Origin of the sequence: Hymenobacter nitidus (assembly GCF_020447315.1) — a bacterium.
Taxonomy (GTDB): Bacteria; Bacteroidota; Bacteroidia; order Cytophagales; family Hymenobacteraceae; genus Hymenobacter; species Hymenobacter nitidus.
The window spans coordinates 132,820-159,061 of record NZ_JAJADQ010000002.1; the positions used below are offsets into that span (position 1 = coordinate 132,820).

Sequence of the window (26,242 nt, forward strand, 5' to 3'; positions counted from 1 at the left end):
CGGTTCCTAGGGTTTGCGCGACGTGGCCAGCGGGGCCTGGTTGGGAAACTCGATGTCGCAGACGGCGCGGAAGCCGATATGGGCCGCCGGGCCCTGGTAGGAGCCGCACTCCCGGATGGCACACTCGGTCAGCCGGTCCTGGTAGCTGCCGCCCTTCGTAACGCCCTGTTCCTGCACCAGCTCGGCTACGTTGCCCGTCATGTGGTAGAGGCCCAGGCCGTTGACCGGCAAATCGTAGACGTAGCTGGGCGTGGAAGCCGCCAGAAAATAGGGTGCTTCGCGGCGGCAGTTGAACATCACAATTTCCGGGCGTTGGCGGTTGAAGGCCTGAATGTCGCGCCGGATCTGGGCCGGGGAGTTGGGGCTGCCCGAGCGGTGGCGCAGGTAGTCGGCCGCTTTGGGATTCACATTCACCTCGGCCACCGATACCTCGTAGGCGTAGGGCAGCTTGGTGCCGTAATGGGCCGCAAACTCCCACTCGGCCTCGGTGGGCAGGCGGTAGGTCACGCGCACGTAGTTTGGGTCGCGGGGGCTCCGGATGCCGCGGGTTTCGTTCAGTAGCCTGGTTACGGTGCGGCTGCGCCAGCGGCAGTATTCCAGCACCTGCTCGTAGCTAATGCCCACTACGGGGTAGAGCCGGTAAAACGGATTGGTGAAGTAGCCGCGCACAGGCTGCACCGTCGAATCAGGCAAATACAGCTTGATTTCCGCAGCCGACTTGGTTTTGTCCAGGCTATGCAGAAACGTCTGCCACTCCACGTTGGGCACTTCCACCTCGTCCATCTGAAACCGGTCCCCAATCCAGACCACGCCGGGCGGTAGCACGCCTTCGTCCTCGGCCCGCTGAATCTTGGGGCTGGGCTGGGGCAGGGCGCGCAAGCGGGCCAGGGCCACGGTGGCCGTATCGGCGGCAAAGCGCAGGCCTACCACGCGGGCATCGGAAAACCCCCGAAACGGGGCGGGAGGTGGCCAAGCCGCTGCGGCTTGGCCTGGCGCTGGCTCGTCGTCCGGCTCCGCTGCCAAAAAATCCGGCCTGGGGCTCCAGGGGCGGATGGGTACGCCGGTCTGGGCGCTGTGGGTGCCCGGCCGCGCACTGGTTGGCGTGCCGCTACGCACCGGAAACTCATAGCGGACGAAGGCCGTCTGGCAGGCCGAAAGCCCGCTCACGACCAGCACAACCAGAAACCGACAACAACCGGCGAGGCGCATAGCAGCTACGATAGTATGCGCAGACTATCTGCGTGAATAAGCGAAGAAGCCTGGTAGCGGCCCTCGCGCGGGCCGTTTTCCAGGTTGAGCACCCCGCGCGGGCAGGCCGTGCTGCACAGGCCGCAGCCCACGCACGAGGCCCGGATAATTGGCTCGCCACGCTGGGCGTACTGCTTCACGTCGATGCCCATTTCGCAGACGTTCGAGCAATTGCCGCAGCTGATGCACTGCCCACCGTTGGTGGTGATGCGGAAGCGGGAAAAGTGCTTCTGCAGCAGCCCCAGGTAGGCCGCCATCGGGCACCCAAAACGGCACCACACCCGGCTGCCCATCAGCGGGTAGAACCCCACCCCGACAACCCCCGAAAACACGGCTCCAATTACGAAGCCGTAGAAGCGGTAGAGCCCATCGGCCAGGCTGCCCAGAATGGCGCCCTGCAGCACGTAGTTCAGCCACATGACCACCGTTACGAGGATAATCAGGCCCAAAATCGGGTAAATCAGGCGTACTTCCCAGCGCCAGGCCGCGCGGCTTTTGTCGGAAAGCTGGCGGTAAGGGTCACCGGCGGTTTCGGCCAGGCCGCCGCAGCCGCACACCCAGGAGCAGTACCAGCGCTTGCCGTAGAAATAGGTGAGCACCGGCGTGGCCAGCAACGACATTACCGCGCCCCAGAACACCATGAACACGCCCAGCGCCTGTCCGTTCTGCACCAGGTAGTCCACGGTGCCGGGCAAGAGGTAGTCGTATTTCAGGGGCCAGAAATAGGTGAAATAGAACTCGGGCTGCTGGAAAAACTGCAGGATGCCGGGCAGCAGAAAAGCAAAGCCCAGCTGGAAGAACATCACCGAGAAGGTCCGGATAAGCTGGTAGCGCGAGTGGCGGTATTTCCACAGGGCCCGGCCGCCCATCAGCAGAATGGCCAGCGTGTAGAAGGTGCCGTACAAAAACCACTGGTCGGCGGGGCGGGCCCGCAGCGCCTGGCTGAACGGGTCGAGAGCGTGCACTAGGCCGTTGAGCAGACCGAAGTTGCCCTGCTCGTCGGGGGAGCTGTACCAGTAGAGCAGCACGTAAAAGCCGGTCAGCACCACGGCCGTTACCCAGGCTACGGCCCCGCGGCTGGTGCTGCTGCGCCACCACAGGTTATTTTGCTGCACGCCGGCCGGCCGGCGGCCAAACTTCAGCCAACTCCAGGCCAGTGTGCCCCCGCTGATCAGGGCAAGGGCCGCGTACAGGCTAAGGCGGGCCCGCCAGGCATCGGCATCGAAAGCAGCCACCAGCAAGGCCAGCAGCCCCAGCCCGACGGCCGCCAGCGTGGCCTTCTCGGCGGGTGAAATATCGGCAAGGGGCGGCTGTGCCAAAGCCAGGCTGGGCGCAGCCGCGGAAGAGAAAGACATGAGCGAAAGAAGGCGGGTTGGGCGAGCGGGAGCAGGGCAGAAGCAGAGCAGAAATATAAGGTTTCCATTCGTGGTCACCTATGGCTGCTCCTTACTATTAATATAGCACTATCTGTTAGTGGTGGTGATGGTGTTCTTCGCTCGGCTTGCCAAACAGGTTCAGCAGGGAGCCTACCACGTAAAGGGCCGCCCAGCACAAATACAGCCAGCGGAAGCCCTCGGGCGTGCGGTGCACGAAATAGTGCAGAATCAGGTGGGCCGCCCCGCTCATAATCAGGCCCGTGACGGCAATAAACTGGTAGCTGTTCAGGGCGCTGGGACGGTAGAGCTTAGTGAAATCCATCGGGAAACGGGAAAGAAGAAAAGGCAGAAGTACTAAAAGTTGTCAGCCGCCGGAATGATTCAGCAAGCGGACGAAGAAGTTCGAGGCCGGGAGCATATCCCAATGCCGCTTTAACGAAAGAAAAGGCCTTTGCGGTGCCGCAGCACGGTAGCATGCTGCGGAAACTGCCGGTTGAACTGCGCCACCATATCCGCTTCGTGCTGACGGTAAAACTCGGGGTCGAAGTTGGCCGCGCCCAGGTGGGACATTACTTCCTGAATTGGCGTTTGGGCCGTAATCCAGGTTTCGCACACGGCCTGGCGCAGCCGCAGCCCCAGAGCGTTGAAGCCCGTAACGGCAAACCCTGGCGCGCTACGAAAGTTGATGCGCAGGCCCTGCCGGCCGCTGGCGTGTTCCCAGTAAAACGTGTCGATGCCAGCTTCGGGCCGGGCGGGCACGCGGCCGTAGGTCTGGTATTCGAGGTTGAAAAACTTGGCCGAGTTGAACCACACGCCGCGCCGGTAGGGCGTGGGCGTACCGCAGATGGTGTGGGCCACGGTTTCACCCTGCATGCGGCCCGTGTACCAGAGCTGCTCGATGGGCACTTCGCCGTGGGCCGGCTGGCGGTGCTGGGCACAGTCGCCGGCCGCGTACACGAGGGGCACGCTGGTTTGCAGCAGCTCATCCACCAGAATGCCCCGGTCGGTTTCTACCGCCGAGGTGTTGGCCAGGGTCAGGTTGGGCGTTACGCCCGTGGCCAGCCCCACCCACTGGCAGGCAATTTCGTCGCCGGCGGTGGTGCGCACGGCCCGCACCTGGCCCGCCGCGTCGCCCAGAATTTCGGCCAGCTCGGTCTGGTAGCGCACGGCCACGTGGTTTTCCTCGAACTGCTGATCGACCAGGCGGGCCTCGGCAGGCGGCAGCACCGAGCCCCAGTAGTGCGCGTCGCGCACCAGCACCGTGGCCCCGATGCCGCGCGAGTGCAGCATTTCGGCCAGCTCCACCCCAATCAGGCCACCGCCCACCACCACGCCGTGTTCGATGCCGCGCGTGCTTTGCTCCATACGGGCCAAATCGGGGAGGCCGTAGAGGCCCTGCACGCCCCGCAGGTGCTGCCCGGGCCAGTCGGCGGCGCGGCTCACCGAGCCGGTGGCCAGCAGCAGCTTGTCGTAGCCTAGCTGCTGGCCGTCGTGCAGCGTTACGTGCTGGCGGGCGGCATCGAGGTGGGTAGCGGTGGCGTGCACCAGCGTCAGGCGGTTTTCGCGCCAGAACCAGTCTTCGTAGGGCTTGATATTCTGGTAGCGCATGTGGCCCATGTACACGTACATCAGGGCCGTGCGGGAGTAGTGATGCTCGCTCTCCTCGGAAACCAGGGTGATCTGGGCCTCGGGCCGCAGGCGCCGCACGGTCAGGGCCGCCGTAACGCCCGTAATGCCATTACCAATAATGAGAAGGCGCATGCGAAGGGAAAAGCGCGAAAACGATGGGAGAGGAGCCGAAAACAAAGGTAGCCCGGAAGCTCCACAATCCGGTTGGGCGCGGGCCGCTTCCGGCACCCAATATCCTGCTCGCTGGGCTTAGCGGCGGCCAACCTCGCCGCCGCTGGTGCGTAAGCAGATAGAACACCCCACGGTTTCAACCTAAGCACCCACCATCATGGCTATCGATAACGAAAACGAGAAAATCACCGGCGAGGCCGGTATCAGCAAAAACGAAGGCCTCGAAAAAGAGCGCGAGTACAAGGAAGGCGAAAGCAACGGCAAGGCTTCCGACGACCCCTCGGCCCACCGCAACATGGGCGCCAACGGTTACACCCAGCGCAGCAACCAGAAAGACCAGCTCGAAAACCTGCACATCGGCGGCGACGACCTGACGCCCCACGGCGCCAACGACCACCATGGCGCCGGCGAGCAGGCCCAGGGCCCCGGTTTTGAGAACGAAGGCAGCTACGAGAAGGACATGGACATCCGGACCCGGGAGCAGAAATTCGGCGAGAAGGAGCCCAGCGGCCCTCCCCGCACCCCCCGCGACTAGCCTGCCTCTGGCAACTAAAAAGCCCCGCCCGGATTCGAGCGGGGCTTTTTCGTGCTTGTCCGGGGCGCGGTTGAGCTTACCATTCCGGACTGGTGAACAGGCTGCCCGATTCAGCTGGGTAAATGCCTTCTGGTCAGGGTGCTGCCGGCGCTACGGAGAAATGCAGCGGCAGGTTGCCAAAATGTTAGGCAGTTGTATGACTATTTATATATCTTTAGAAACCCGAATTAAAGCCACCAGGAAAAGTCCTCGTTGAAGGAGTTGCTTGGCTGCTTTAGAGCGGTTTGCCCGAACTTCTTGTTTTAAACCCACCACTTTTCACATCTATGAGCACTTCTACCCCAGTTACTGAACCAGAAAACGACGAAGCCACGCTGCTGGCCAGTGAGGAGGACGAACTCTCGTCGGGCAATGGCCGGCTGGCAATAATCGTGGGCGCTATCGTGTTGTTTGCCGGCTTAGGCTACGCTTTTGTGCCGGCTAAAACTGCCAAATCCGCTATTTCCAGCGTGATGCCCTCCATTCTGCTCGGCGACGCCACCGTGACGGGCAGCCGCCCCGCGGAGGAGAAGCCCGCCGATGAAGCCGCCGCTGTGGCCGCTACCCCCACGACTACCGCTACGGTAGCCGCCCGGCCCGTTGCGCGCCCGACAACTGCCGCGGCCGCGGCCGCCCAGCCCGCCCCCGTAGCAGCCACGGTGCTGCCCGAGGCGGCGCCCGAGCCGGAAGTAGCAGCGGCCCCCGCCGCTCCCGCCGAACCTGCCACGGTAACGCTCTCCGGCCGGATTCTGGACGAGAACGGCCGGCCGCTGGCTGGGGCTACCGTGCTGGTGAAAGGCTCGCGCAAGGGCACCGGCACCGATGCCAACGGCAACTACAGCCTCGAAGTACCCGCCGGCGACAACACGCTGGTGTATGGCTACGGCGGCTACGACGACCAGGAAATGCGCGCTAAAGGTGGGCAGCCCCTCAACGTGACCCTGACGCCGGCCGAAGGTGCCCGTCGCCGCCGCCGGTAAGAGTTCAAATACCCTCATCAAAAAAGGCCACCCGGTTTCGGGTGGCCTTTTTTTGTGCAGCTTATGCCGGGCACTACTCCTTCAGGGTGTTGGCGAAGCGCTTGCCGAAGAGGAAGTACACCGGAATGCCCAGGGCCACCAGCATCAGGCCGCGGCGCGAGAACAGGGCCGTGTCTTCGGCCACCAGCAGGATCAGGCAGAAAACCGACGCCAGCACTACGTAGATAATCGGCAGCACGGGGTAGCCCCAGGCCCGGTAGGGGCGGGGGGCATCGGGGCGGGTGCGGCGCAGCACGAAAATGCCGATGATGGTGATGACGTAAAACAGAATCACGGAGAACATGACGTAGTTGAGCAGCTGTCCGTAGGAGCCGCTGAGGCACAGCAGGCAGGCCCACAGGCACTGGGCCCACAGTGCCCGGCTTGGCACCCCCGCCGCATTCAAACGGGCCAGACCCGAGAAGAACAGGCCGTCCTTGGCCATGGCGTAGTAGGCCCGAGCACCCGACAGAATGATGCCGTTGTTGGCCCCGAACGTGCTGAGCATAATGAGCACGGCCATAACCACGGCGCCGGCCGGACCCAGCACGTGTTCGGCTACGGCCGTTGCCACCCGGTCGTCGGTGGCGTACTGAATGCCGCGGCCAGCTATGGTGGTGGCCTCGGGCGAGCCTACCAGGGGCAGGGCCAGCAAATACACCACGTTTACCAGAATGTAGAGGGCCGTGACGATGGCCGTGCCGATGGCCATGCTGCGCACCAGCGTGCGTTCGGGGTTCACGATTTCCTCGCCCGCGAAGCCAATGTTGTTCCAGGAATCGGAGGAAAACAGGGAGCCGGTCATGGCCATGCCGATGGCAACCACTAGCCCGCTCAGGCCCAGGGGCAGCGGGCTGGCCGACACGCCGGGCGCGGGAAAGCGCACGGCCGTCCACATATCGGCAAAGTTGGCCTGCACGGCCTCCGCGTTCAGGCCCAGGGCCAGGCCCCCGAGGATGAGCAGGGCCAGGGCCACGAGCTTGGTACTGCTGAGCACGTTCTGAATCAGCTTGCCGGCCCGCACGCCCCGGGCGTTGATGGCCGTAATGCCAATAATGAGCAGAATGGCCAGCAGCTGCACACTGCTGAACTCAAACACGTAGTCGCCGATCAGGGGGCCGGTTTTAAACAGCACGTTCTTGACGCTAAACCAGGGAATGAGCACGCCGGTGAACTTGGCGAAGGCCACGCCCACGGCGGCAATAACGCCGGTTTGAATCACCAAAAACAGCGTCCAGCCGTAGAGAAACGCCACCAGCTTGTTGTAGGCTTCGCGCAGGTACACATACTGCCCGCCCACTTTGGGAAACATGGAGGCCAGCTCCCCATAGCTCACGGCCCCGGCCAGGGTAATGACGCCCGTGAGCAGCCACACCACCAGCAGCCAGCCGCTGGAGCCCACCTGGCGCGAGATGTCGGCGGAGACGATGAAGATACCGGAGCCAATCATGCTGCCGGTCACAATCATGACGGCGTCGAAAAGGGTAATGGCGCGCTGAAAGTGGCCTTGTTGTTCGGGCATAAAGCTGAAATCAGAATTTGGGGGCCGGAAGATAGAAAAGAAAAGCCCGCTTCGTGCAACTGGGCAGTAGGCCCGCTGCCACCGGGCGCGGGTGTCGTGCGGGGCCTCAAGCCAGCCCGGAAGCAGAAGCGTAGCGCAACAGCGTGTTAATCCTGCCAAAACCCTTGTTGGTGTACTAGTTCTTGCGTGCCGCCCGAGCAGGTCTACTTTTGACGGCCTGAGAAGTTACGTTGCCTGAGCTGGCCTCCGCTCCGCGGCCAGCTGTTCAATTTAAGTGTGCGTATTCTTTATTCATTTAACTGTATTACAGATGTTTATTCAATTCAGGAAAACCCGTTTCAGTATTTCGGTCTTGGTTGTGGGAGCTTTGGCTGGCCTGTATGGCTGCGGCAAAGAAGATAGCCAGCAAATTGCGCCCGCGGCCCGCAGTGCCCGCGAGGCGGCCCAGGCTATCAGCTGGGACGAGTTCAAGGCCGATGTGGCCGCCGGCAAGCGCCTCGACGACTTCGGTCAGTATGTCAGCAAAACCACCTGGGTGGCCAGTGACGGCAGCCCGCGCCCCGTGCGCCCCAAGCGTGAGCCCCTGCGCAAAGCCAGCCCGAGCGGTGCTACCGTGGGCGCGAAGTATGTGCAGCCTGAAGAGCCCTGCGACGGTTGCGGCGGCGGGGGCGGTGTCTACGTGGTGCCCTATACCTTCGTCAGCAGCGAAAATCAGGGGGCCAGTGTCGCCAATCCCAATGGCTACATTCTGGATATGAAGCTCGTGACGGACAACTGGTCGAGCTGGCAGTTTCCGGGCTATATCCGCCTGAACTCCGACCTCAATAAAGGGGCGGGCGGCGAATATATTTACTTCACCTTCACCCGCGACGCCAGTGCCGCGCGGTATTCGGAGGCCTATCCCCTGACGCTGATTAGCATTCTGGCGCGCAACCTGGGGCGTCCCAACGTGCCCGCGGGCCATGGGCAGCTGTGGTACGGCCGGAATACCGGCGACGATGTGCCCTCGGTACAGGAGCTGGACCTGAACGACGGCGCGGGCGGCGACTATATTTACTCGTATATATCAGCCTACTCGGGCTACGGAGCACCAATCCGGGAAGTGGGCGTGCTCTCCAGCCGCAATGCTTCGCAGCAGCCCCCGGCCGGCTGGGAAAAAGTAGGCGTCGACCTAAACAAAGGGGCCGGCGGCGACTACATCTACGTGTGCGTCAAGCGCTAAAATTTCAGAAGCAGGACAAGTAACGGGTACTAAGCTCCTCAGGCAAAAAGATAGGCCGAAGCAGATTTTTTCTGCTTCGGCCTTTTCGTGGGCGGCCATGGAAGGGCTAAAACTCACTCCGGTCGTACCAGCTGCGCATGCGCCACGGGTCGTTGCGGTTTTTGCGCACCAGGACTATTCGGGCGCTGCCCGCCCCGGCAAAGGTTTGGTTGTCGCGCTGCTCGATGGTGAGGCTGAAGGCGCGCTCCACGTAGGCCAGCGTGTCGGAAAAGGCCGTGTCGGAGGTGGGCAGGTACTGGGTCCACTGCAGGTTGGCGGTGCGCGCGGCCCGAAACAGGCGGTAGGTGGTGTTTACTTCCACGTCGCGGTTCCAGGAGCGGTCCACGTTGTTGGCAAAGTCGCGGAAGGTGAAGGTGAAGCGGCGGTCCAGCAGCTGCCCGTACAGAGTGGAGTCGCGCAATTGGTAGCTGGCCCGGAACCGCTCGAAAAAACCGCGCACCGTCACGGGGTTGCCCAGCAGCTGGTTCGGGTCGGTGGGCGCGTCGTCGAGGCCGGGCGCGAAGGGGTTGCAGGCCGTCAGCAGCAGCGCGCCCAACGTGGCCACCGCCGCCCCGGCGCGGGCAGTGGGCGAAGCAACGGCAGACGACAGCCAAGGCAGCATAGCGCGGGAGAGGAAGGAAGTGGCGCCGTAAAGAACCAGCTAGTTTCCCGGAAGTTAACGGGTAATGAAATACTTTTTCAAATCGGTCCAGGTGGCCTGCCCGGAGGTGCGCTGGTCGCGCCAGCCGGCAATCTTCCACTCGTTGTTGCGCCGCCGCACCAGCAGCCGGATGTTGCCCTCCAGCAACGCCGGCCGAAAGGCGGTATCCTGCTGCACCACGCGCAGCTGGTACAAAGCCGATACCTCCGCCGAGTCGGCCGTGAAAAACTGGTCACGCCGGTCGGTGAGCACCAGCTGGTGGGTAGCCGAGGCGGCCGTGCGCCGGCGCAGGCTATTGAAATAGTCGCGCTCCTCGCTCACGCTCCAGTTGGCAAACAGGGCCGCGGCCGTGCCCGCGGCCGTGGGGTCGGGCACGAAGCGGTAGCCCGGGCCGCTGAAGCACCGCTCGTAGTTGGGCACGTTGAGGCGCTGCACGGCCGTCGTGAAATTGGCCAGCAGAATATCAATCTGGGTGGGCGCAAGCCAGTCGCTGGCGGCATCGGCGGGCTCGGGTTCCCGAATCTGGAAGCAGGCCGCGCACAGCACGGAAGACAGCAGAAGCCAGGGCGAACGAGAATAAAGTAAGCGCATGAGCGAAAATATCTTCTCCAAGATACACTTCGTACCCTAAACCGGACGCTCTTCTTCGCCTGGGGTCACGCATTCTTTCTCTGCGGCTTTCCCAACTTTTTATCTGAGTACCGTTCAGATTGTTTTTAGCCGCCCCTTAAGGCGCAATAGCTATAACTGCTGACGAGCCGGAGCCAATCGGCGCAGTTGGGCGGCGAATAGCTATTTTTGCCGCCCGCATTCTCCCACCGCCACCCGCGTAATGTCGCAAAAGCTACTGGTGTTTCTGATAGGCTTGCTGCTGGTTTCGGCCCTCGGCTCCTATGTATACTACCGCCGGGCCGTGGCCAGCGTGCCCGTCGACCCCTGGGCGCTGGTGCCCGACGATGCCGTGTTTGTGGCCGCCACCCGCGACCATGCCACGCTGGTGCGCCACCTCAAGGAAACCCAGATCTGGGACAACCTGACGGCCGTGCGCTACTTCCAGCAGGTGGAAGAGCACGTAGCCCTGGTCGACAGCATTACCGGGGCGCGCAACACGCTGCTGCGGTTTCTGGGCACTAAGAAGGTGCTCACGTCGGTGCACGTCACGGGCCCGCGCACCTTCGATGTGCTGTTTCAGGTGCCTATCGGGAGCGTGCGCGAATACCGGCAGGTGCGCACCCTGGCCGATGGCCTGGGCCGCGACCCGCGCTACCAGGTCAGCTCCCGCGACTACCAGGGCGAGCAGCTGATTGATATCCGGGAGCGGGCTACGGGCGAGGGTATTACCTACTTCAATTATCGTAACCACCTTATTCTGAGCGCCAATGCCGGCTTGGTCGAAGCCGTAGTGCAGCGCCTGCTGCACCCGAAGCTGCCTTCTGTCGCCGCCGATTTTCAGAGCACCGACTTCCTGCAGCTCAAGGATGTGGACGCCACGCTGCTGATCAACTACCGGCGCATTCCGCAGTTTCTGAACGTATTTTTCCGGGCTGAGGCCCAGCCCGGCTTTGCTACCGTAACAAGCCTGGCCCGCAACGGGCAGTTTGAAATGAAGCTGGCGGGCAACAAAGTGGTGTTCAACGGCTTTGCCAACCCCGAAACGGCCCGCAATACCCTGCACCAGCGCCTGAAGGGGCAGCCCACCCAGCGCCTGCGCATGGCCGAGGTACTGTCGATGCGCACGGCCATTCTGGTGCATCTGGGGCTCAGCCAGGCCCGGGTGCTGCGCCCGGCGCGCCCGGCCGCTACCGATTCGCTGGACCAGCAGGCCGCGCCGCTGCTTGATAGTCTGGCGGCCGGCCTCAGCGAGGAAGCGGCGTTGTGCTACCTGGCCACGCCCTCGGCCCGGATTCGCCCGGCCAAGCTGGCGTTGGCCTATTGCCCGGCGCCCGTCCGGGTAGCTACGCTGCTGGGCCAGCTGCGGCGCCTCAACGGGGTGAGTCCGGCCTTCGAGCGGGTGGGGCCCTACCAGATTTACCAGACCGGCGTGCCGGAGCTGCCCGCCCGGTTGCTCGGTACCATGTTTTCGGGCTTTGCGGCACCGGCCGTGACCCAGGTCGGCAACTACGTGGTGTTTGGCGAAGACGCGGCGGCCCTGCGGCTCTGGCTGACCGACGTGGTGGCCGATAACGTCTGGAGCCGCTCGCCCACGCAGGTTGCCTTTTTGCAGGAAACCCAGCCCCTGGCCCGCATGAGGGTAGTCATCGACACGCGCAACATCTGGAACGTGCTGCTGCGGGCCCTGGTGGAAGACCGCCGGGCGGGGCTGCTGCGCAACGAAACCCTGTTTCAGCGCTTTCCTCAGATTGCCCTGCAGTTTGTGCCCGCCGTCAACGAAGCCGAGCCCGGGGCCCAGTACTTCACTCAGCTCGTGCTGCGCCACCCCGCCATCGGGCCGGCCGTGGCCAAGCCCCAGTCGGCCAACGGCACGGGCGGGGCGCTGGCGTTTAAGTCGCAGCTGACCAGTGCCCCGACCCTGGTACCCGTCACGGGGGCGCGCCTGCCGGGCGTGCTGGTGCAGGATGCCCGGCAGGCCCTGCACTACGTCACGCCCGACAACGTGGTAGCCTGGTCCGACTCGCTACCGGGGCCCCTGGTGAGCCCGATTCGCCGGATTCCGGTGGGTAGCAGCACGGGCTACCTCTTTGCCACGCCCACGCTGGTGCACCTGCTGGATGAGGGCGGCCGCGAGGCGCCCAACTTCCCCCTGCACCTGCCCGACAGCGTGCAGGCCACTTCCCTGACCGCGTCGCCGGTGAGTGGGCGGCAGGCGCCGCGGCTGCTGGTGGGCGGCGGGGGCAGCGACCTGTTTCTGTTCGATACCAACGGCCGTGCTTTTCCCGGCTGGCAGCCCAAGCGCATGGAATTTGGCTTGGCTGCCCCGCCCCACTACCTGGTGGTGGGAGGGCGCGACGTGCTGGTGGTGCTCCTGGAAAACGGCTATATCTATGCCTACGACGAGCAGGGTAGCGTGTATCCGGGCTTTCCCATCAGCGTGGGGGCACGGCTGCACTCGGGGGCTTTCGTGGAAAGTGGCTCTACGCTGCGGCGGTCCCGCCTCACGGTAGTTACCCAGCACGGCGAGCGGGTGAGCTTCAACCTGAGCGGCGACATCGTGGCGCGGGCGCGGGTGGCTACCTGGAGCCGCAACTCCATCTTCCAGCTGATTCCGGACCAAAACCAGCGCAGCTACGTGGTGGCGCGCGAAGACGGCGGCCGGCTGAGCGTGTTCGAGCCCACGGGCCGGCAGCTGCTGAGCCAGAGCTTTATTACCTCGGGTCCCAAGCCGGTGCAATACCTGAGCTTCGGCCCGGCCCGCAGCGCCTACGTGCTCACCGAGCCCGGCCCGCACAAAGCCTATATCTACGACGCCCGGGGCCGCCTGGTCGGTGGGCAGCCCTTCGACAGCAGCACCACTACCGTGGGTCTGGAGTACGATGCCACGACCAACACCTATCATCTCTACCGCGTCATCGGCAACGAGCTGCGCCGCACGGATCTGAAGATGAATTAGCTATAATCACAGAATCCAATCAGGATACACGTATGACCCGCTGTTCCCTCTTAGCAATAGGCTTGCTTGGCAGCCTCAGCCAGTGGCTGGCTGTTTCCAGACCCGCTATCCGGCCTGCGGCCACCGTGGAAAACTACCAGGTGCGGGTGTTACAGCGCAAAGACCCTGCTGCGGCCCCGTTCGTGTCTGGAAAAATATATGGTTTTGACCAAGCCAGGCCATTGGTGGGCAGCTTTATAAAAATCGATAAGCGCAATATCATGGCGGATACTTCCGGAAGCTACCATGCGCAGCTCGTACCGGGCCGGTCTGTATTTCGGGCATACCAAATCAGTTATGGCCACGCGTAACCCGTCAGTTGAAAGTCCGGCTGGGCGACTCAGTTGAAATCAATTTTCGACTACCCATTGGGCCGCCCATCACCTGCCAGTAGGCCGGTGACTCACCGGTTCGTCAGCCAGCCTTTGCGGTAGAAGTAAATGAGCTGGCCGGTGACGATGAGGGCCAGCAGCCCCAGCAGGACCGGGTAGCCCCAGGGCTCGTAGAGCTCGGGCATGTTGAGGTGGTTGATGGTGCCGTCGGGGTTTTCGCGCTGGAAATTCATGCCGTATAGGCCCACCACGAAGCTCAGGGGAATGAAAATGCTGCTGATGATGGTCAGCACTTTCATCACCTCGTTCATGCGGTTACTCTGGTCGGAGAGAAACAGGTCCATCAGGCTGCTGATGGATTCGCGGTAGCTCTCGGCCAGGTCCATGGCCTGAATGGCGTGGTCGTAGCAGTCCTTGAAAAACACTTTGATGTCCTCGGGCACCACATTCTCGGGCATGCGCAGGATTTCGGCAATCTTTTCCCGCTCGGGATACACCAGGCGGCGGAAGCGCACGATATCCTTCTTCATCTGCAGGATGCGGCTGAGCAGGTGGCGGTTGGGGCGGCCGTTGAAAATCCGGTCTTCCAGCACCTCAATATAGTCGCCGATGGCGGCCATGGTGGGGTAGTAATGGTCGAGCACCACGTCGGTGAGGGCGTAGGCCAGGTACATCGGCGGCTTGTGCCGAATCATGCTGAAGCCCGAGCGCAGGCGGTTGCGGACCGAGTCGAGGCAGTCCTCGTAGTCGTCCTGAAAGGAAACGACGTAGTTGGGGCCCGTCACCAGGGAGAGCTGGTCGTCGTCGATTTCCAGCAGGGACGTGAAATCGGTCATGCGCGAGACCAGAAACAGGCGGTTGTCGTCGAACAAATCCACTTTGGCCCGCTGGTAGTCGCCGAGCACGTCTTCCATGTGCAGGGGGTGAATCCCGAAGTCCTGCATCAGGCGCTGAATCAGGCCCAGGTCGTTGTAGCCGCGCACGTCGAGCCAGTGCTTCAGGTCGGGGTTGGCCTTAAAATAAGCCAGCAGATCATCGTAGCTGTGGTATTCCTGCTCCTGAAAAAATGAGTCGCTGTAGGATATCAGGAACAGACGGGGCGCCAGCGAGCCGGCCCGGATGGTGAGCGTGCCGGGGCGCTGGCCTACCTGCTGGTCGCGGGCCTGCTGGGTGGCGGCGCGGTCGGAGACGCCCGCGCGGGCGGTTTCGGCCGGCGGCGCCTGTTCCGGCGGTGCAGCGGCTGGGTCGGGAAGGGCAGCGGAAGAGGCAGTGGTCATGTGTGGAGAATAGGGCGCGGGAGCAGTATACGGGGCAGTAGTATTGGCAGCGAAACAGGGCTGGCAAACTAACGCATATATCCAGGCTTTGGCTGCAGAAGAGGCGGCGCCTCAGCCCAACCTATACGACCACGCCCCGCCCCAGCAGGCGGCTTCAGACGGGCGCGGCAGCTGGCTACTGCAGACCGTTTCGATCCTATGGAACGTCAGGCAGAGGCGCAACTAAAGCATCTCGCGTGAAGTCGTTGGCTTAGTATTCCAACATCAGCCCGCAAGATGTATCGTCTCTGCTTGATGCGCAGAATGCTCAACTTGGCATTTTCTATTGCTAATAGCTACAACCCCTAGAAAATAGCCGCAATTTCCTGGTAGGAAATCAGCAGGAGCGCTACTACGGCCGTGGCCAGACCCACGCGGCCGCGGGTGCCGAGCTGCTCGCGGAAGAGGAAGGCCGCCCCGATAGCGCCCAGCAGAATCGTGGCCACGTTGGCGACCGGGTACACAAAGGCGCCGTCGTTGCCGAAGTTGCCCAGGGCCAGAATCAGGAAGTAAATCGAGAAGTAGTTGGGAATGCCCAGGATAATGCCGGCCACGACGTTTTTGGCGGCAAACTGCTGCCCTCCCTTCGCCACCCGGCTCAGCAGAATCAGCAGGCCAATGGCCCCGGCCGTGGCGAAGGTGACCAGCGGAAACAGCGTGCGGGTGGCCGCGTCGGGCAGCAGGGTAGAGCTGGCAAAGTTGAGCAGGGAGTCGCCGGCGCCGCTGGACACGAACAGCAGCAGGGGCAGCCACCAAGCCGCAGCCGGGGCGGCGTTTTCAGTGGTTGCGGCCTTCGAGCGGCGGGGCAGGGCCGTGAGCAGAATAGCCAGCAGTGCCAGGGCCATGCCGGCGTAGTTGATGAAGGTGTAGGGCCGCTGGGAGAGGCGCAGCACCAGCAGATTGAACAGCACGGGCAGAATCAAGGACATTTTATTGGCCACCGAGGCCGCGCTGACGCCCACGCGCTGGGCCGTGAGGGCCACTAAATAAAACGTGCCGATAAACAAGCCGCCCAGTGCCACGGCCGCCGCCAGCCAGGCCCCGCCGGCCCGCAGCGGCTCCAACGACGGCATACCCGAGGCCAGCCAGCCCACCACCACGCAGGTGACGTAATTCACAATCAGGGCCTGAAATGTGTCGACGCCGAAGCGGGAAAAGTATTTGAAAATGAAAACGATAGTAACCGAAAACAGTACGGAGAGCAACAGAGCCAGCATGCGGTACGCGACGAAATGAAGGGGGTGGGAAACGGCAAAAGGGCCGCAAAAATACGACAGCGCCCCGTCGTTTGCCGCCGGCACCCCGATTTTACTTGTACTTTCGCCCTTTCGGCCCTGCTTTCCGCCTTTTTATTTTCCGCATGCCTGCTGCCTCCTCCCGTCTGCTGCCTTTGCCCCTCCCGGACGGCAGCCAGTACGTGGTGCGACTGCACACCGAGCCGGCCGGCGCCGTAGCGGCCCCTACGCTGCCTCTGGGCTTCGAGCCGTTTCTGTACCTAACGCCTGCCCACCTGAGTCTGCAGCGGCTGCCGGGCAAGGTGCTCTCATTTTACCTGGAGGATGCGCGCCGCCGCCTCACCGTGGCTCAGCTGCATGTGTTCGGGGAGGCTGGCAGCGACCTGGCTTACAGCCCGTGGCAGGCGCCGTTTGGGGCCGTGCAGCTGGTAGATAACCTGCCGGCGGCCGTGCTGCTGGCCTTGCTGCAGGTAGTGGAAGAGCAGCTCGCGGCCCGGGGCTGGTCCCACCTGCGCCTGCGCAGCTACCCCTTTGCCTACGACCCGGCCGGCAATGCCCTGCTGACCCACGCCCTGCAGCAGCGGGGCTACGCCGTTGCGTTGGCCGAAATCAACAACCACCTGCCGCTGACCGAGGACTTCCGGGCCCGGCTGCACCCCTCGGAGCGGCGGCGCCTGCGCAAATGCCAGCAGCAGGGCTTCGTGTTCGAGCAGGAAACGCCACTTTACCTGCCCCTGGCCTACGAGTTTCTGAGCCGGTGCCGGCAGGAGAAGGGCCAGGCGCTGTCCCTGAGTCTGGAGCGGCTGCAGGAGCTGTTTCGCCTGTTCCCGCACGACCATTTCCTGTTCTCGGTGCGCACCCCGGCGGGGGAGTGGGCCGCCCTGACCATTGCCATCCGGGTCAGCAGCCGGGTGCTGTATAACTTCTACCCGGCCAGCCCCTTGGCCTTTAACACCTTCAGCCCGGTGGTGATGCTCAATGAAGGCCTGCACGCCTTCGGGCGGGCCAACGGCCAGCAGCTGCTCGACCTGGGCACGTCTACTTTGCCCGAGGGCCTGAACCAGTCGTTGCTGCAGTTCAAGCGCCACCTCGGCGGCGTGCCCAGCCTCAAGCTTACGTTCGAGAAGTAGAATTGGTCTGCCGTCAGCCACTCTGCACCGGTGCAGAGCCTATAAAGTGCTGGTGCCCATACTCCCGGCGCGGCCCGCGCCTGAACATCCGCTACTTTTGCCCGGCATGCAGCCCACCGACTCGCCCGATACGCCTTCCGCTTCCGTTCCCGAGCCCGTGGTGGGCGGCGCGGGGCGTTTTCTGCGCGGGGCCTTCAGCTCGGGGCTGGCCGTGGGGGCCCGCATGGCCGGGGCGCTGCTGCTCAACAAGCTGCTGGCCGTGTACGGCGGCCCCGGGGGCCTCACGCTGCTGGCTCACTTTCAGAACCTGATGGCCCTGTTTACCACCCTGCCCAACGACGGTGTGCACGTGGGCATCGTGAAGTACTTGGCGCCACTACGGCCCGGCTCGGCCCGTTACCGGGTGTGGCTGGGGGCGGGGCTGCTGCTCAACGCGCTGGCCTTGCTGCTCGGCACCGGGGCACTACTGCTGGCCCGGCAGTCGTTGGTAGGCGTGTTCCAGCCCTCGGCCGCGTGGGTGGCGCTGTTTGCGGCGGGCCTCGTGCTGCTCACCGCCAACTCGTTCTGGGTGGCGGTACTGTTGGCGGCCGGGCGGCTGCGGGCCTACGTCTGGCTGACTACCATTCTCAGCGGCATCGGGGTGGCGGGCGTGGCGGTGGCTTTGTACCGGGGGCTGCGGGTGGAAAACGTGCTGCTGGCCTATCTGCTGGCCCAGGGCGGCACGCTGGCGCCCACGCTCTGGCTCTGTGCCCGCCACGGCCTGCTGCCGCCGCTGCGGGGCCGGGTAAGCCAGGCCGCCCTGCGCGACCTGGGCCGGTTTCTGCTCATGGCCGCCAGCGTGCTGCTGTTCAGCAAGGCCGTGGACTTCGTGCTGCGCGACGTGCTGATCCGCTATTTTACCCTGGCCCAGACCGGCTTGTGGCAGGCCGTAGCCAAGCTCTCCGACAACTACACCATGGTGTTTTCGGCCGTAATGGGCAGCGTGTACTACCCGCGCCTGGCGGCCCTGACGGGGCAGCCGGGCGCGCTGCGCGGCTACGTGCGCACCGTGCTGCTGGTGCTGGCGCCCACCATAGCGCTGGGTCTGGGCGTGCTCTACCTGCTGCGCGACTGGCTGTTGCCGCTGCTCTTCGATGCGCAGTTTGCCGCCGCCCGCGACCTGCTGGCCCCGCAGTTTCTTGGCGACTGGGCCAAGTTCCTGACCTGGACACTGCTGTTTCTGCTGATGGCCCAGGCCCGGGTGGGGCGCTACGTGGCGGTGCAGGCCGGCTCGGCGGCCCTGTACGCCGTGCTGCTGGCCCTGCTGCTGCCCCGCTACGGGCTGCTGGGGGCACCGCTGGCCCACGCCGTGCGGTTTGGCGTGCTGCTGCTGGGCTGCCTGGTCTATTTTCGGTCGTACTGGCGCTGAGCATTATGAGGAAAGAACCGCTGATTCCCGCTCCCGATACCACCCGCCAACCCCTGCCGCGGGTGACCATTGTGGCGTTGTGCTACAACCACGCGCCCTTCCTGGTCGAGGCCCTGGACTCCATCCTGGCCCAGACCTACCCCAACCTGGAAGTGATATTGGTGGATGATGCCAGCACTGATGCCAGTCGGGACATTCTGGAACGCTACGCGGCTGGCAACCCCACCTGGAAAACGATTTTTCTCCCAGAAAACCAGGGCAACTGCCGGGCCTTCAACCAGGCTTTCCGGCAAACCGAAGGCGAGTTTGTCATCGACTTCGCCACCGACGACGTGCTGCTGCCCGAGCGGGTGGCCCGGCAGGTGGCCTGTTTCCAGCAGCTGGCGCCCGACTACGGCGTGGTGTATTCTGATGCCGAGCTGATCGACGAAGCCTCGGCCCACGTGCGCTACCACTACCGCCGCGACGCCCGGGGCCGGCTGCACCCCCGGCCCGCCTCGGGCGAGGTGTTTGCCGACGTGCTCAGCCGCTACTTCATCAGCACGCCCACCATGATGATGCGCCGCACGGTGCTGGCCCAGCTCGGCGGCTACGACGAGGCGCTGGCCTACGAGGATTTCGACTTCTGGGTGCGGGCCGCCCGCCGCTGCCGCTTTTACTTTCTCGACGAGGTAACGACCAAAAAGCGGCTGCACCCGTCGTCCATGTCGCGGCGCGGCTACCAACCCAACGACCCGTTTCTGGCTTCCACCATCGAGGTGTGCCGCAAGGCGCTGAGCTTGAGCCGCACCTCGGCCGAGCGGGCAGCATTAGCCGTGCGTCTGCGCTGGGAGCTGCGCCAGGCCGTGCGCTGGGGCAACCTGCGCGAAGCCCGGGAGCTGTACGCCCTGCTCCAGCAAACCCGGGCCGTACGCCCCCTGGATTGGGCTTTGGGCCAGTATGCGCGGCTGCGCCAGCAGTAACGGCCGCCTTTGGGCTGAACCTTACGGCACCCGGTAGAGCTGCACCTTGCCGGCCCGCTGCAGCAGCTGCCGCTGCGGAAACCGGGCCAGCACCTCGGCTTCAGAATAGCGAATCAGCTTGCGGGTCAGCTCGGGGTTGGTGAGCGTGCTGCCGTTGAGCAGCAGCCAGCCCTGCTCGCCCGGCCCCAGCCGCACCGAGTCGGCGGCCGAGTAGCGGCGGAACCGCAGGCCCGGCGGCACCCGGAAGCCGTAGTAGAAGTCGTAGTTGCCAATCAGGAAGTCATCGACAAAGACTACGCCCCGGGCCGGTGCCTGGAGCTGTTGCCGAATCACCTGCTGCTGCTCGAAGTGGGACGAAACGCCGGGCTTCAGCATAAAGTAAATGGGTCGGATGCTCAGGGCAGCGGCCAATACCAGCAAGGCCGAGGCCGCCAGGCGCACGGTGCCGGGCTGCCAGCGCGTGCCCGCGGGCGAAGCCCCCAGCCAGGTGACCCCCACGAAATACAGGGCGGGCAGGGCGTAGAGCACCGCCAAGCTGTTGTGCAGCCACGCCGCACACGCCAGCAGCACCAGGGCCAGCCAGTAGCCGCCTCGCCCGTTGCGCCCGAAGTTGCGGACGCCAAACCCGGCCGCCAGGCACAGGGGCGGGAGCAGGGGCGTGCTCATGCGCGGCAGCAGCGTAATGGGGTTGTATTGGCTGAGCGACGTGCTGCCCAGCCAGTAAAAGGCCAGCGTCGAGAAGGCCAGGGCCAGCCAGAAGCTCGCGTCGGAGTCCCGGTTTTGGCGCCGGCCCAGGGCCGCGGCTACGGCCAGCACCAGGGCCACGCCCAGGCCTGTGCCCACCAGAAACAGCAGGGGTTGGTAGGTAACACGGGCCAGCAGCGCCGCCCGGTTGCCGACCAGAAAGTTGCCTTCCTTCAGGAATTCATTGGTGTGCTCAATCAGGTGAATGCGGTAAAGCGCATCGTGGGTATAGACTTGGTAAAACGCCAGATACAGCACCAGCAACCCCGCCCCCACAGCCCCGGCCGCAACCCAGAAACGCAGGTTTCGGCGCCGGAAACTATCCAGAGCCAGCACGCCCACATAGAAGGGCAGGTAGTAAACGATGGTTTCCTTGCTGAGCAGGGCGGCAAAGTTGAGAGCAGCAAAACCGGCACCCCAGAGCAGCTGCCAACTTGTGCTCCGGCGGCCTAACAGTAGTGTAAAACCGCAGCACAAGCACCAGAACATCAGAATGTTGTCGGGGTAGAGGTAATTGGTTAAATTAAGCGTGAAGTAGTGCAGACCCAGCAGCAGCATGGCCGCCGCAGCCACCACCGGCTCCCGGCGGCGGTAGGCTGACCAGATAATCACCGAGCATCCCAGCGTGCAGAGCAGCGGCCAGACCGTGGTGGTAATAATGTTGATGCCGAAAGCCCGGTAGAGCGCAGCCACGGGCCCAAAAATCAGCCACCGTTCCTTCAGCGGGTCGTGGAGCAGGCCCTGCGGGTCAGGCACCACCCGGAAGGTGCCGCTGGCCAGCTGGTGGGCGTAGCGGGCGTAGAAGTAGTCGTCCAGGTCATAGAGCCCCTCGTGGGTCAGGAAGAAGTAGGCAACGGTGACTAGCCCTACGAACAGGAGTGTCAGGTCGGGCAAACGGGAGGAGAGCGGCTTCACGGGTGCAAAGCAACCTATTTGGCGCTAATTGCCCACGCCACCGGAGCCGCCGAGAAGAAGCGGGATGCGGAAAAACCGTTTTTCGTTTCTCATCTTTACCCCCCGGCGCTTATTTGCGTCGGCCCGTTGCCCGCCCCCATGCTGCTTTCCCGCTTTCTGCGCGTTGTCGTGTTGCCCGCTCTGCTGCTGCTGGCAGCCAGTGCCGGGCTGGGGTGCTACTACGAAACCAACGACGACCTGAGCATTACGCTGCTCCTGCAGGGCAGCACGGCCGCCGCCCCGGTCACCGATCTGCACCTGTACTTTCACGGCCTGGCCGGGGTGCTGGCCGGGTTGTATCAGCAGTTTCCGGCGGTACCCTGGTATGGGCTGCTGCTCTACGGGCTGCTGTACGCGGCCACCGTACTGGTATTTGCCGTGCTCGACAAGCTGCTGAGCAACCGCCTCACGGGCTGGCAAACCGCGCTGCTGCTCACCGGGTTCTACGCCCTGGCCTGGCTGGAGCACGGCCTATGGTTCAACTACGTGCGGGTGCCGGTGCTGCTGGCGGCGGGGGCCGTGCTGCTGGCGGCGCAACGGGCAGGGCGCCGCCGCTACCTGGCGCTGGCCGTACTGGCGTTGGTCCTGGCCTGGCTGATTCGGCCCAGCGCCGCCATGCTCGGGGTGCTGGCCGCCGGCCCCGGTGCCCTCTGGCTGGCGGGCCGCCGGGGCGCCTCACTGGTGGGCGCGGCCGCCGGCCTGCTCGGACTAGCCAGCCTGGCCTTGCTGCTCAGCGGCAGCCCGGCCACGGCCACCTACCGCACCCTGGACGTGCTCAAGTCCAACCTCAACGATTACCAACTCTACCAGCCCCGCCCGCAAACTCCCGCCGACCAGCTCGGCATGCAGGCCGTTGGCCACTGGGTTTTTGCCGATTCGGCCCTGGTCAATGCGGCGCTGTTTGGGCGCGCGGCCCGCTTCGAGCCTACCTACTTTCTGCTGCACACCGCCCCGCAGAAGCTCGGCACCTGGGCTGGCCTGCTGGCGCGCGACTATTTTGCCCTGCTGACCTTGCTGGGCGCCAGCTGGCTGCTGGTAGCCCGGAGTCAGCGGTTTGCGCAGCGCCGCAGCTTTTGGCTGGGGCAGCTCTTTTTCGTGGGCCTGCTGCTGGGTCTGGGCCTGGTGCTCAAGCTGCCACCTCGCCTCGGCATGCCGCTGGTGGGACTGTGGCTGCTGAGTAATCTGGCCTACGTGCTGCGCGATTCCCGCCGGCCCTTGCCCCGGTTGTCGCCGCTGCTGCTGGCGGTGGTGAGTTTGCTGCTGGTGGCCTACGCGTTCAAGACGGCGCACCGCGTGCAGGTGCTGCGGCAGGAGCGGGCCCGGGGGCTGGCCGTGCTGCGGGTTTTGGAGCCCGCCACCCGGCAAGGTCAGCTGGTGGTGGCCGCCGGGCTGGAAGGCGCCTACAAATCACAGTCGCCGTTTGCCGGACTGCATTTCGCGCCCCGGTCGGTGCTGGCCCTCACCGGCTGGCCCACCCTCGACCCCTCACAGCCCAGGTTTCGCCGGCAGCTGACCGGCACCTCCGCGCTGGCCGGGGGCCTGGCCCGGCTGGCGGCCCGGCCGCGCACCCAGTGGTGGCTGACGCCGGAAATAGTGCCCTGGCTGACGGCCTATCTGAACTCGCGCCAGTGGCGGGCCACGATTCTGCCCGTCAATCCTGGCTCCGCCGCTGACTATCATTTACCTCATCCGTACCGAGTGCGGATAGAGCGGCGGAAATAAAGGTAAAATGCCAAAATTTTATAGGCAGCCGCGCAGCTCGTTCTTACGTATCCCTGAGAGGTGAATGCCTACATTTGACCCCGAAATACCATCTTTTCTTCTTCCTATGATTGCAACTGTGGCCTCCCGCGGGGAGGTGCTTCAGCATCTCGAATCCTTTTTAAAAGAAAATCTTGACGGCTTTCTTAGAAAGGTCGAGGACAGCTGGCAACCCGCCGATTTTCTGCCCGATTCCCGCTCGGAAACGTTCTTCGACGAAGTGCGTGAGTTGCGCGAACGTGCCAAAGGGCTGAGCTACGACCTGTTAGCAGTGCTCATCGGCGACACTATCACGGAAGAAGCCCTGCCTAACTACGAAGCCTGGTTTCACCAGCTCGACGACCTGAACCGCGACCCTAACAACGGTTGGGCCCAGTGGATTCGGGGCTGGACGGCCGAGGAAAACCGCCACGGCGACCTGCTCAACCGCTACCTCTACCTCTCGGGCCGCGTGAACATGCGCGAGTTCGAAACCAGCACGCAGTACCTCATTGCCGACGGCTTCGACCTGGGAACCGCCCACGACCCGTACCGCGCTTTCATCTACACCAGCTACCAGGAAGCGGCTACCAACCTCTCGCACCGCCGCGTGGGCACCCTGGCCCGCAAGGCCGGCGACGCGCAGCTGTCCAAAATCTGCGGTATGATTGCCGGCGACGAAACCCGCCATGCCCGCGTCTACCAGACCTTTGTCGACAAGATCTTCGAGGTTGACCCATCCGAAATGATGCTGGCTTTTGAGGACATGATGCGCAAGAAAATCGTGATGCCGGCCCACTACATGCGCGAACTGGGCGTGGAGATGGGTAAAACCTTTGGCCACTTCACCGACGCCGCCCAGCGCCTGGGCGTGTATACCAGCCAGGACTACACCGACATTCTGGAAGGCCTCATCACGACCTGGAAGGTAGATCAGATTACGGGTCTGAACGGCGCCGCCGAAAAAGCCCGCGACTACGTCATGGCCCTGCCCAACCGCCTGCGCCGCGTGGCCGACCGTATGCCGGTACCCAAGCTGGAATACAAGTTCAAGTGGATTGAGTAGTTAGTCCGGACGGCCGAATAAACAAAAGGCCCTTGCTCGTAATGAGTAAGGGTCTTTTTGTTTGATACAGTGAGCGTTATGCCGAGCGGGAGCGAAGCATCTCGCGTGGTTTCGTTTGATTACTAATCGGCCATCAGCAGGCGAAATGTATGCCGCTGGTCGGCATGACGGTCGGGTGAATTCTCAGTGTTAGTACCTGAGCGGCCTGGCTAGCGCCGCCTTCTCACCCGGCTTCGGCCATGCTCGCGGCCGGGACTTCCGACCGGGCCGCTTCCCACCCCAGCAGCGCGGCTTTGCGCGTCGTGCCCCAGCGGTACTGGCCCAGCTCGCCGCCCTGACGAATGACGCGGTGGCAGGGAATCAGGTAACCTACCGGGTTGGCCCCGATGGCCGTACCTGCGGCCCGCACAGCCGGCGCGTGGCCCGCCTGGGTGGCCAGGCCCGCGTAGGTAGTGAGTTGCCCTTCCGGAATCCGCAGCAGCGACTCCCACACTTTGAGCTGGAAGTCGGTGCCTTTCAAGTGCAGGTGAAGCCGGTCGGCGGGCCCGAATTCGCGGGCAAAGAAGCGGCCTACCTGGGCGTGCTCGGCAGTGAGCTGTTCCACTAGCGTAGCCTGGGGCCATTCCTGCCGCAGCTCCGCCAGGGCCAGAGCGGCATCGTCGGCGAAGTGCAGGCGGCAGATGCCCTTAGCCGTGGAGGCCACCAGATACGGCCCGAACCGGCTTTCGGCGAAGCTGTAGCTGATGCGCAATGCCGCGCCGCCCTGACGGTACTCGCCCGGCGTCATGGCTTCCAGGGTCACGAAAAGGTCGTGGAGGCGGCCCGGGCCGGAGAGGCCGGTTTCGTAGCTGGCATCAGCCACGGAAAGCTGCTGCTGCAGCAGGCTTTTGGCGTGCTCCACGCTCAGGTACTGCAAAAACTTCTTAGGGCTGACCCCGGCCCACTCCTGAAACTTGCGCTGGAAGTGAAACGGGCTCCAATGGGCCTGGGCGGCAATTTGCTCCAGGGTGGGCTGCTCCCGAAAATGCTCCCGGATGTAGCCAATAGCGGCGGCAATGCGTTGGTAGTCGGTCATGGCACAGGCGGATTAGTACCCAAAACTACGACCCGGGCCGCCCCGCCGCCACCCGATTCTTGCGCAGTTGCCGCAGAAAGGCAAACAGCCGCTGCCCATGTGGGCAACGGCTTTGCTAAGAATCGAAACGGCTACTGCTTACTGCACGGCGGGCGGCTCGTTCACCACGCTGGCCTGCCGGAACGTGAGGCTCTTGTCAGGCAGTACGTAGCGGATGGTGCGGGTGCCGCCGCTGGGGCAGCAGTTGGGGTCGGTTTCCTGATAAATCGGGAAGGAGCGCACTACCTCTTTGCCCTGCACCCGAAACTTGTCCTGGCCCTGGTAGCCGCGGGCGGCCGTGCCGGTCAGCTTGGGCATGCTCATCCGCTCCCAGTCTTTGCCGCCAAACCAGTAGCCACGCACCTCGCCGTAGGAGCCGCTGCCCGCGCCTTCCACAAATACCAGCAGCTCGGAGCCAGGGCCCGCGGTGAGCTTCACCAGCCGCGCGTCGGTTACTTCTCCCAGAATGGAGTCCTGGGCCGTGGTAAGCTCCTGCCCATCCTGCAGGGCACTCACCCGCAGCTGCCGCTGCCCCAGCCGCCCGGCCGAGCTGACCACGAAGGTGTAGGGCGCAGCCGTGAGGGTTTTAGTGAAGCCCGGTGGTGGGGGCGGAGTGACTTCGGGGGCTGATGAGGCCGTCGGGTTGGGCTGGCCGGTAGTGGTTTCGCGGGCACTGTCGCAGCTGGCAACACCAGCCAGCAGCAGGGCCGCCAGCAGCAGGCGGGAAGAGGTAGGCATGAAAAAAGCAGAAATGAAATTTGCCTACTCGTACGGCAGGAGTGGCCTCAAAGATAGGCCCAGGATGCTAGTCTACCACTTTTACGCCCTTCCAGAAGGCTACCCGGCCCTGGATTTCCTTGGCCGCGTCCTTGGGCGTGGGGTAGTACCAGGCGGCATCCTTGTTCAGCTCCCCGTTTACGCGCAGAGAATAGTAGCTGGCCCGGCCTTTCCAGGGGCAGGTGGTTTGAGCAATGCTATCCTCGAAATACTCGCGCTTGATGGCATCGGCGGGGAAATAATGGTTATTTTCGACTACCACCGTGTCGTTGCTTTCGGCAATAACGGTGTCGTTCCAGATGGCTTTCATGGTAAGTGTGGTGGTGTGATGACAAATGGCACTAAAACCTCCCTACTGAACATTGCCACCCGCCGGTTTGTTATCAGACCTTAATC

General features: G+C 63.8%; 23 protein-coding genes. 10 read left to right on the forward strand and 13 right to left on the reverse strand.

All coding sequences use genetic code 11. The features are described 5' to 3' along the window. Nucleotides 1-6: 6 nt before the first annotated feature. From LGH70_RS03885 to LGH70_RS03900, 4 genes are all read right to left on the reverse strand, one after another. Complete coding sequence (locus tag LGH70_RS03885; RefSeq protein WP_226182900.1) at nucleotides 7-1,209, reverse strand: formylglycine-generating enzyme family protein; 1,203 nt, start codon at nucleotides 1,207-1,209, stop codon at nucleotides 7-9. A gap of 5 nt (nucleotides 1,210-1,214) precedes the next feature. After that, nucleotides 1,215-2,603: a 4Fe-4S binding protein gene (locus LGH70_RS03890; RefSeq protein ID WP_226182902.1), complete on the reverse strand. Its 1,389-nt coding sequence runs from the start codon at nucleotides 2,601-2,603 to the stop codon at nucleotides 1,215-1,217. 115 nt (nucleotides 2,604-2,718) lie between these two features. Continuing rightward, nucleotides 2,719-2,946 carry a hypothetical protein gene (locus LGH70_RS03895; RefSeq protein ID WP_226182904.1) on the reverse strand — a complete coding sequence of 76 codons (228 nt, stop codon included), beginning with the start codon at nucleotides 2,944-2,946 and terminating at the stop codon, nucleotides 2,719-2,721. A gap of 110 nt (nucleotides 2,947-3,056) precedes the next feature. Then, nucleotides 3,057-4,385 carry an NAD(P)/FAD-dependent oxidoreductase gene (locus tag LGH70_RS03900; protein WP_226182905.1) on the reverse strand — a complete coding sequence of 443 codons (1,329 nt, stop codon included), beginning with the start codon at nucleotides 4,383-4,385 and terminating at the stop codon, nucleotides 3,057-3,059. A gap of 196 nt (nucleotides 4,386-4,581) precedes the next feature. Between LGH70_RS03900 and LGH70_RS03905 the strand changes: the two genes are divergently transcribed. Next, entirely contained in the window at nucleotides 4,582-4,959 is a 378-nt protein-coding gene (locus LGH70_RS03905) for a hypothetical protein (RefSeq protein WP_226182906.1), read from the forward strand. A 326-nt stretch (nucleotides 4,960-5,285) separates the two neighbouring features. Then, nucleotides 5,286-5,978 (forward strand): carboxypeptidase-like regulatory domain-containing protein, encoded by a 693-nt coding sequence (locus tag LGH70_RS03910; protein WP_226182908.1) that lies wholly within the window; start codon nucleotides 5,286-5,288, stop codon nucleotides 5,976-5,978. Nucleotides 5,979-6,051: 73 nt separating this feature from the next. Here the strand turns inward: LGH70_RS03910 and LGH70_RS03915 are convergent, their stop codons facing one another. Then, nucleotides 6,052-7,539, reverse strand: a complete 1,488-nt coding sequence (locus LGH70_RS03915) for an APC family permease (protein WP_226182910.1) — start codon at nucleotides 7,537-7,539, stop codon at nucleotides 6,052-6,054. Nucleotides 7,540-7,906: 367 nt separating this feature from the next. On the opposite strand from LGH70_RS03915, the gene LGH70_RS03920 reads away from it, so the two are divergent. Next, nucleotides 7,907-8,761: a hypothetical protein gene (locus LGH70_RS03920; protein ID WP_226182912.1), complete on the forward strand. Its 855-nt coding sequence runs from the start codon at nucleotides 7,907-7,909 to the stop codon at nucleotides 8,759-8,761. Between the two features lie 106 nt (nucleotides 8,762-8,867). On the opposite strand, the gene LGH70_RS03925 is transcribed toward LGH70_RS03920, so the two are convergent. Both LGH70_RS03925 and LGH70_RS03930 read right to left on the reverse strand, forming a co-directional pair. After that, nucleotides 8,868-9,422, reverse strand: a complete 555-nt coding sequence (locus LGH70_RS03925; protein ID WP_226182914.1) for a hypothetical protein — start codon at nucleotides 9,420-9,422, stop codon at nucleotides 8,868-8,870. A gap of 54 nt (nucleotides 9,423-9,476) precedes the next feature. Continuing rightward, on the reverse strand, nucleotides 9,477-10,052 hold the full coding sequence (locus tag LGH70_RS03930; protein WP_226182917.1) for a hypothetical protein: 576 nt from the start codon (nucleotides 10,050-10,052) through the stop codon (nucleotides 9,477-9,479). A gap of 241 nt (nucleotides 10,053-10,293) precedes the next feature. Between LGH70_RS03930 and LGH70_RS03935 the strand changes: the two genes are divergently transcribed. Together LGH70_RS03935 and LGH70_RS03940 are read left to right on the forward strand one after the other, a co-directional pair. Beyond that, nucleotides 10,294-13,029 (forward strand): hypothetical protein, encoded by a 2,736-nt coding sequence (locus LGH70_RS03935; RefSeq protein WP_226182919.1) that lies wholly within the window; start codon nucleotides 10,294-10,296, stop codon nucleotides 13,027-13,029. A gap of 32 nt (nucleotides 13,030-13,061) precedes the next feature. Beyond that, the gene (locus LGH70_RS03940) at nucleotides 13,062-13,379 is read left to right on the forward strand and encodes a hypothetical protein (RefSeq protein WP_226182921.1); all 318 of its coding nucleotides are present in this window, start codon (nucleotides 13,062-13,064) and stop codon (nucleotides 13,377-13,379) included. 92 nt (nucleotides 13,380-13,471) lie between these two features. Here LGH70_RS03940 and corA read toward each other — a convergent pair whose 3' ends face one another. Both corA and LGH70_RS03950 read right to left on the reverse strand, forming a co-directional pair. Further along, complete coding sequence (gene corA / locus LGH70_RS03945; RefSeq protein WP_226182923.1) at nucleotides 13,472-14,677, reverse strand: magnesium/cobalt transporter CorA; 1,206 nt, start codon at nucleotides 14,675-14,677, stop codon at nucleotides 13,472-13,474. A 344-nt stretch (nucleotides 14,678-15,021) separates the two neighbouring features. Further along, a complete protein-coding gene (locus LGH70_RS03950) occupies nucleotides 15,022-15,933 on the reverse strand; it encodes a hypothetical protein (RefSeq protein ID WP_226182925.1) in 912 nt (303 codons plus the stop codon). Nucleotides 15,934-16,076: 143 nt separating this feature from the next. Here LGH70_RS03950 and LGH70_RS03955 point away from each other — a divergent pair, with 143 nt between their 5' ends. The 3 genes from LGH70_RS03955 to LGH70_RS03965 all read left to right on the forward strand — a co-directional run bounded on the left by LGH70_RS03955 (nucleotide 16,077) and on the right by LGH70_RS03965 (nucleotide 19,451). Then, nucleotides 16,077-17,081 carry a hypothetical protein gene (locus LGH70_RS03955; RefSeq protein ID WP_226182927.1) on the forward strand — a complete coding sequence of 335 codons (1,005 nt, stop codon included), beginning with the start codon at nucleotides 16,077-16,079 and terminating at the stop codon, nucleotides 17,079-17,081. Nucleotides 17,082-17,187: 106 nt separating this feature from the next. Further along, on the forward strand, nucleotides 17,188-18,489 hold the full coding sequence (locus LGH70_RS03960) for an MATE family efflux transporter (RefSeq protein WP_226182929.1): 1,302 nt from the start codon (nucleotides 17,188-17,190) through the stop codon (nucleotides 18,487-18,489). 5 nt (nucleotides 18,490-18,494) lie between these two features. Beyond that, the gene (locus LGH70_RS03965) at nucleotides 18,495-19,451 is read left to right on the forward strand and encodes a glycosyltransferase family 2 protein (RefSeq protein ID WP_226182931.1); all 957 of its coding nucleotides are present in this window, start codon (nucleotides 18,495-18,497) and stop codon (nucleotides 19,449-19,451) included. Between the two features lie 21 nt (nucleotides 19,452-19,472). Here the strand turns inward: LGH70_RS03965 and LGH70_RS03970 are convergent, their stop codons facing one another. Further along, the gene (locus tag LGH70_RS03970) at nucleotides 19,473-21,110 is read right to left on the reverse strand and encodes an ArnT family glycosyltransferase (protein ID WP_226182933.1); all 1,638 of its coding nucleotides are present in this window, start codon (nucleotides 21,108-21,110) and stop codon (nucleotides 19,473-19,475) included. A gap of 138 nt (nucleotides 21,111-21,248) precedes the next feature. On the opposite strand from LGH70_RS03970, the gene LGH70_RS03975 reads away from it, so the two are divergent. Then, entirely contained in the window at nucleotides 21,249-22,871 is a 1,623-nt protein-coding gene (locus tag LGH70_RS03975) for a hypothetical protein (protein ID WP_226182935.1), read from the forward strand. A gap of 106 nt (nucleotides 22,872-22,977) precedes the next feature. Beyond that, nucleotides 22,978-23,955, forward strand: a complete 978-nt coding sequence (locus tag LGH70_RS03980; RefSeq protein WP_226182937.1) for an acyl-ACP desaturase — start codon at nucleotides 22,978-22,980, stop codon at nucleotides 23,953-23,955. Between the two features lie 223 nt (nucleotides 23,956-24,178). Here LGH70_RS03980 and LGH70_RS03985 read toward each other — a convergent pair whose 3' ends face one another. From LGH70_RS03985 to LGH70_RS03995, 3 genes are all read right to left on the reverse strand, one after another. After that, nucleotides 24,179-25,030, reverse strand: coding sequence for a bifunctional transcriptional activator/DNA repair enzyme AdaA (locus LGH70_RS03985; RefSeq protein ID WP_226182939.1), 852 nt, complete (start codon nucleotides 25,028-25,030; stop codon nucleotides 24,179-24,181). Nucleotides 25,031-25,168: 138 nt separating this feature from the next. After that, complete coding sequence (locus LGH70_RS03990) at nucleotides 25,169-25,807, reverse strand: hypothetical protein (protein ID WP_226182941.1); 639 nt, start codon at nucleotides 25,805-25,807, stop codon at nucleotides 25,169-25,171. A gap of 67 nt (nucleotides 25,808-25,874) precedes the next feature. Then, a complete protein-coding gene (locus tag LGH70_RS03995) occupies nucleotides 25,875-26,156 on the reverse strand; it encodes a DUF427 domain-containing protein (protein WP_226182943.1) in 282 nt (93 codons plus the stop codon). Between the last annotated feature and the right edge of the window lie 86 nt (nucleotides 26,157-26,242).

What these genes read in the sequence shown, in the direction of transcription:
- LGH70_RS03990 (WP_226182941.1), bottom strand. Translation starts at nt 25,807, where the DNA reads ATGCCTACCTCTTCCCGCCTGCTGCTGGCGGCCCTGCTGCTGGCTGGT.
- LGH70_RS03965 (WP_226182931.1), top strand. Translation starts at nt 18,495, where the DNA reads ATGAGGAAAGAACCGCTGATTCCCGCTCCCGATACCACCCGCCAACCC.
- LGH70_RS03910 (WP_226182908.1), top strand. Translation starts at nt 5,286, where the DNA reads ATGAGCACTTCTACCCCAGTTACTGAACCAGAAAACGACGAAGCCACG.
- LGH70_RS03915 (WP_226182910.1), bottom strand. Translation starts at nt 7,539, where the DNA reads ATGCCCGAACAACAAGGCCACTTTCAGCGCGCCATTACCCTTTTCGAC.
- LGH70_RS03905 (WP_226182906.1), top strand. Translation starts at nt 4,582, where the DNA reads ATGGCTATCGATAACGAAAACGAGAAAATCACCGGCGAGGCCGGTATC.
- LGH70_RS03885 (WP_226182900.1), bottom strand. Translation starts at nt 1,209, where the DNA reads ATGCGCCTCGCCGGTTGTTGTCGGTTTCTGGTTGTGCTGGTCGTGAGC.
- LGH70_RS03960 (WP_226182929.1), top strand. Translation starts at nt 17,188, where the DNA reads ATGCAGCCCACCGACTCGCCCGATACGCCTTCCGCTTCCGTTCCCGAG.
- LGH70_RS03950 (WP_226182925.1), bottom strand. Translation starts at nt 15,933, where the DNA reads ATGCTGGCTCTGTTGCTCTCCGTACTGTTTTCGGTTACTATCGTTTTC.
- LGH70_RS03975 (WP_226182935.1), top strand. Translation starts at nt 21,249, where the DNA reads ATGCTGCTTTCCCGCTTTCTGCGCGTTGTCGTGTTGCCCGCTCTGCTG.
- LGH70_RS03930 (WP_226182917.1), bottom strand. Translation starts at nt 10,052, where the DNA reads ATGCGCTTACTTTATTCTCGTTCGCCCTGGCTTCTGCTGTCTTCCGTG.
- LGH70_RS03980 (WP_226182937.1), top strand. Translation starts at nt 22,978, where the DNA reads ATGATTGCAACTGTGGCCTCCCGCGGGGAGGTGCTTCAGCATCTCGAA.
- LGH70_RS03985 (WP_226182939.1), bottom strand. Translation starts at nt 25,030, where the DNA reads ATGACCGACTACCAACGCATTGCCGCCGCTATTGGCTACATCCGGGAG.
- LGH70_RS03995 (WP_226182943.1), bottom strand. Translation starts at nt 26,156, where the DNA reads ATGAAAGCCATCTGGAACGACACCGTTATTGCCGAAAGCAACGACACG.
- LGH70_RS03940 (WP_226182921.1), top strand. Translation starts at nt 13,062, where the DNA reads ATGACCCGCTGTTCCCTCTTAGCAATAGGCTTGCTTGGCAGCCTCAGC.
- LGH70_RS03935 (WP_226182919.1), top strand. Translation starts at nt 10,294, where the DNA reads ATGTCGCAAAAGCTACTGGTGTTTCTGATAGGCTTGCTGCTGGTTTCG.
- LGH70_RS03925 (WP_226182914.1), bottom strand. Translation starts at nt 9,422, where the DNA reads ATGCTGCCTTGGCTGTCGTCTGCCGTTGCTTCGCCCACTGCCCGCGCC.
- LGH70_RS03895 (WP_226182904.1), bottom strand. Translation starts at nt 2,946, where the DNA reads ATGGATTTCACTAAGCTCTACCGTCCCAGCGCCCTGAACAGCTACCAG.
- LGH70_RS03955 (WP_226182927.1), top strand. Translation starts at nt 16,077, where the DNA reads ATGCCTGCTGCCTCCTCCCGTCTGCTGCCTTTGCCCCTCCCGGACGGC.
- LGH70_RS03900 (WP_226182905.1), bottom strand. Translation starts at nt 4,385, where the DNA reads ATGCGCCTTCTCATTATTGGTAATGGCATTACGGGCGTTACGGCGGCC.
- LGH70_RS03890 (WP_226182902.1), bottom strand. Translation starts at nt 2,603, where the DNA reads ATGTCTTTCTCTTCCGCGGCTGCGCCCAGCCTGGCTTTGGCACAGCCG.
- corA (WP_226182923.1), bottom strand. Translation starts at nt 14,677, where the DNA reads ATGACCACTGCCTCTTCCGCTGCCCTTCCCGACCCAGCCGCTGCACCG.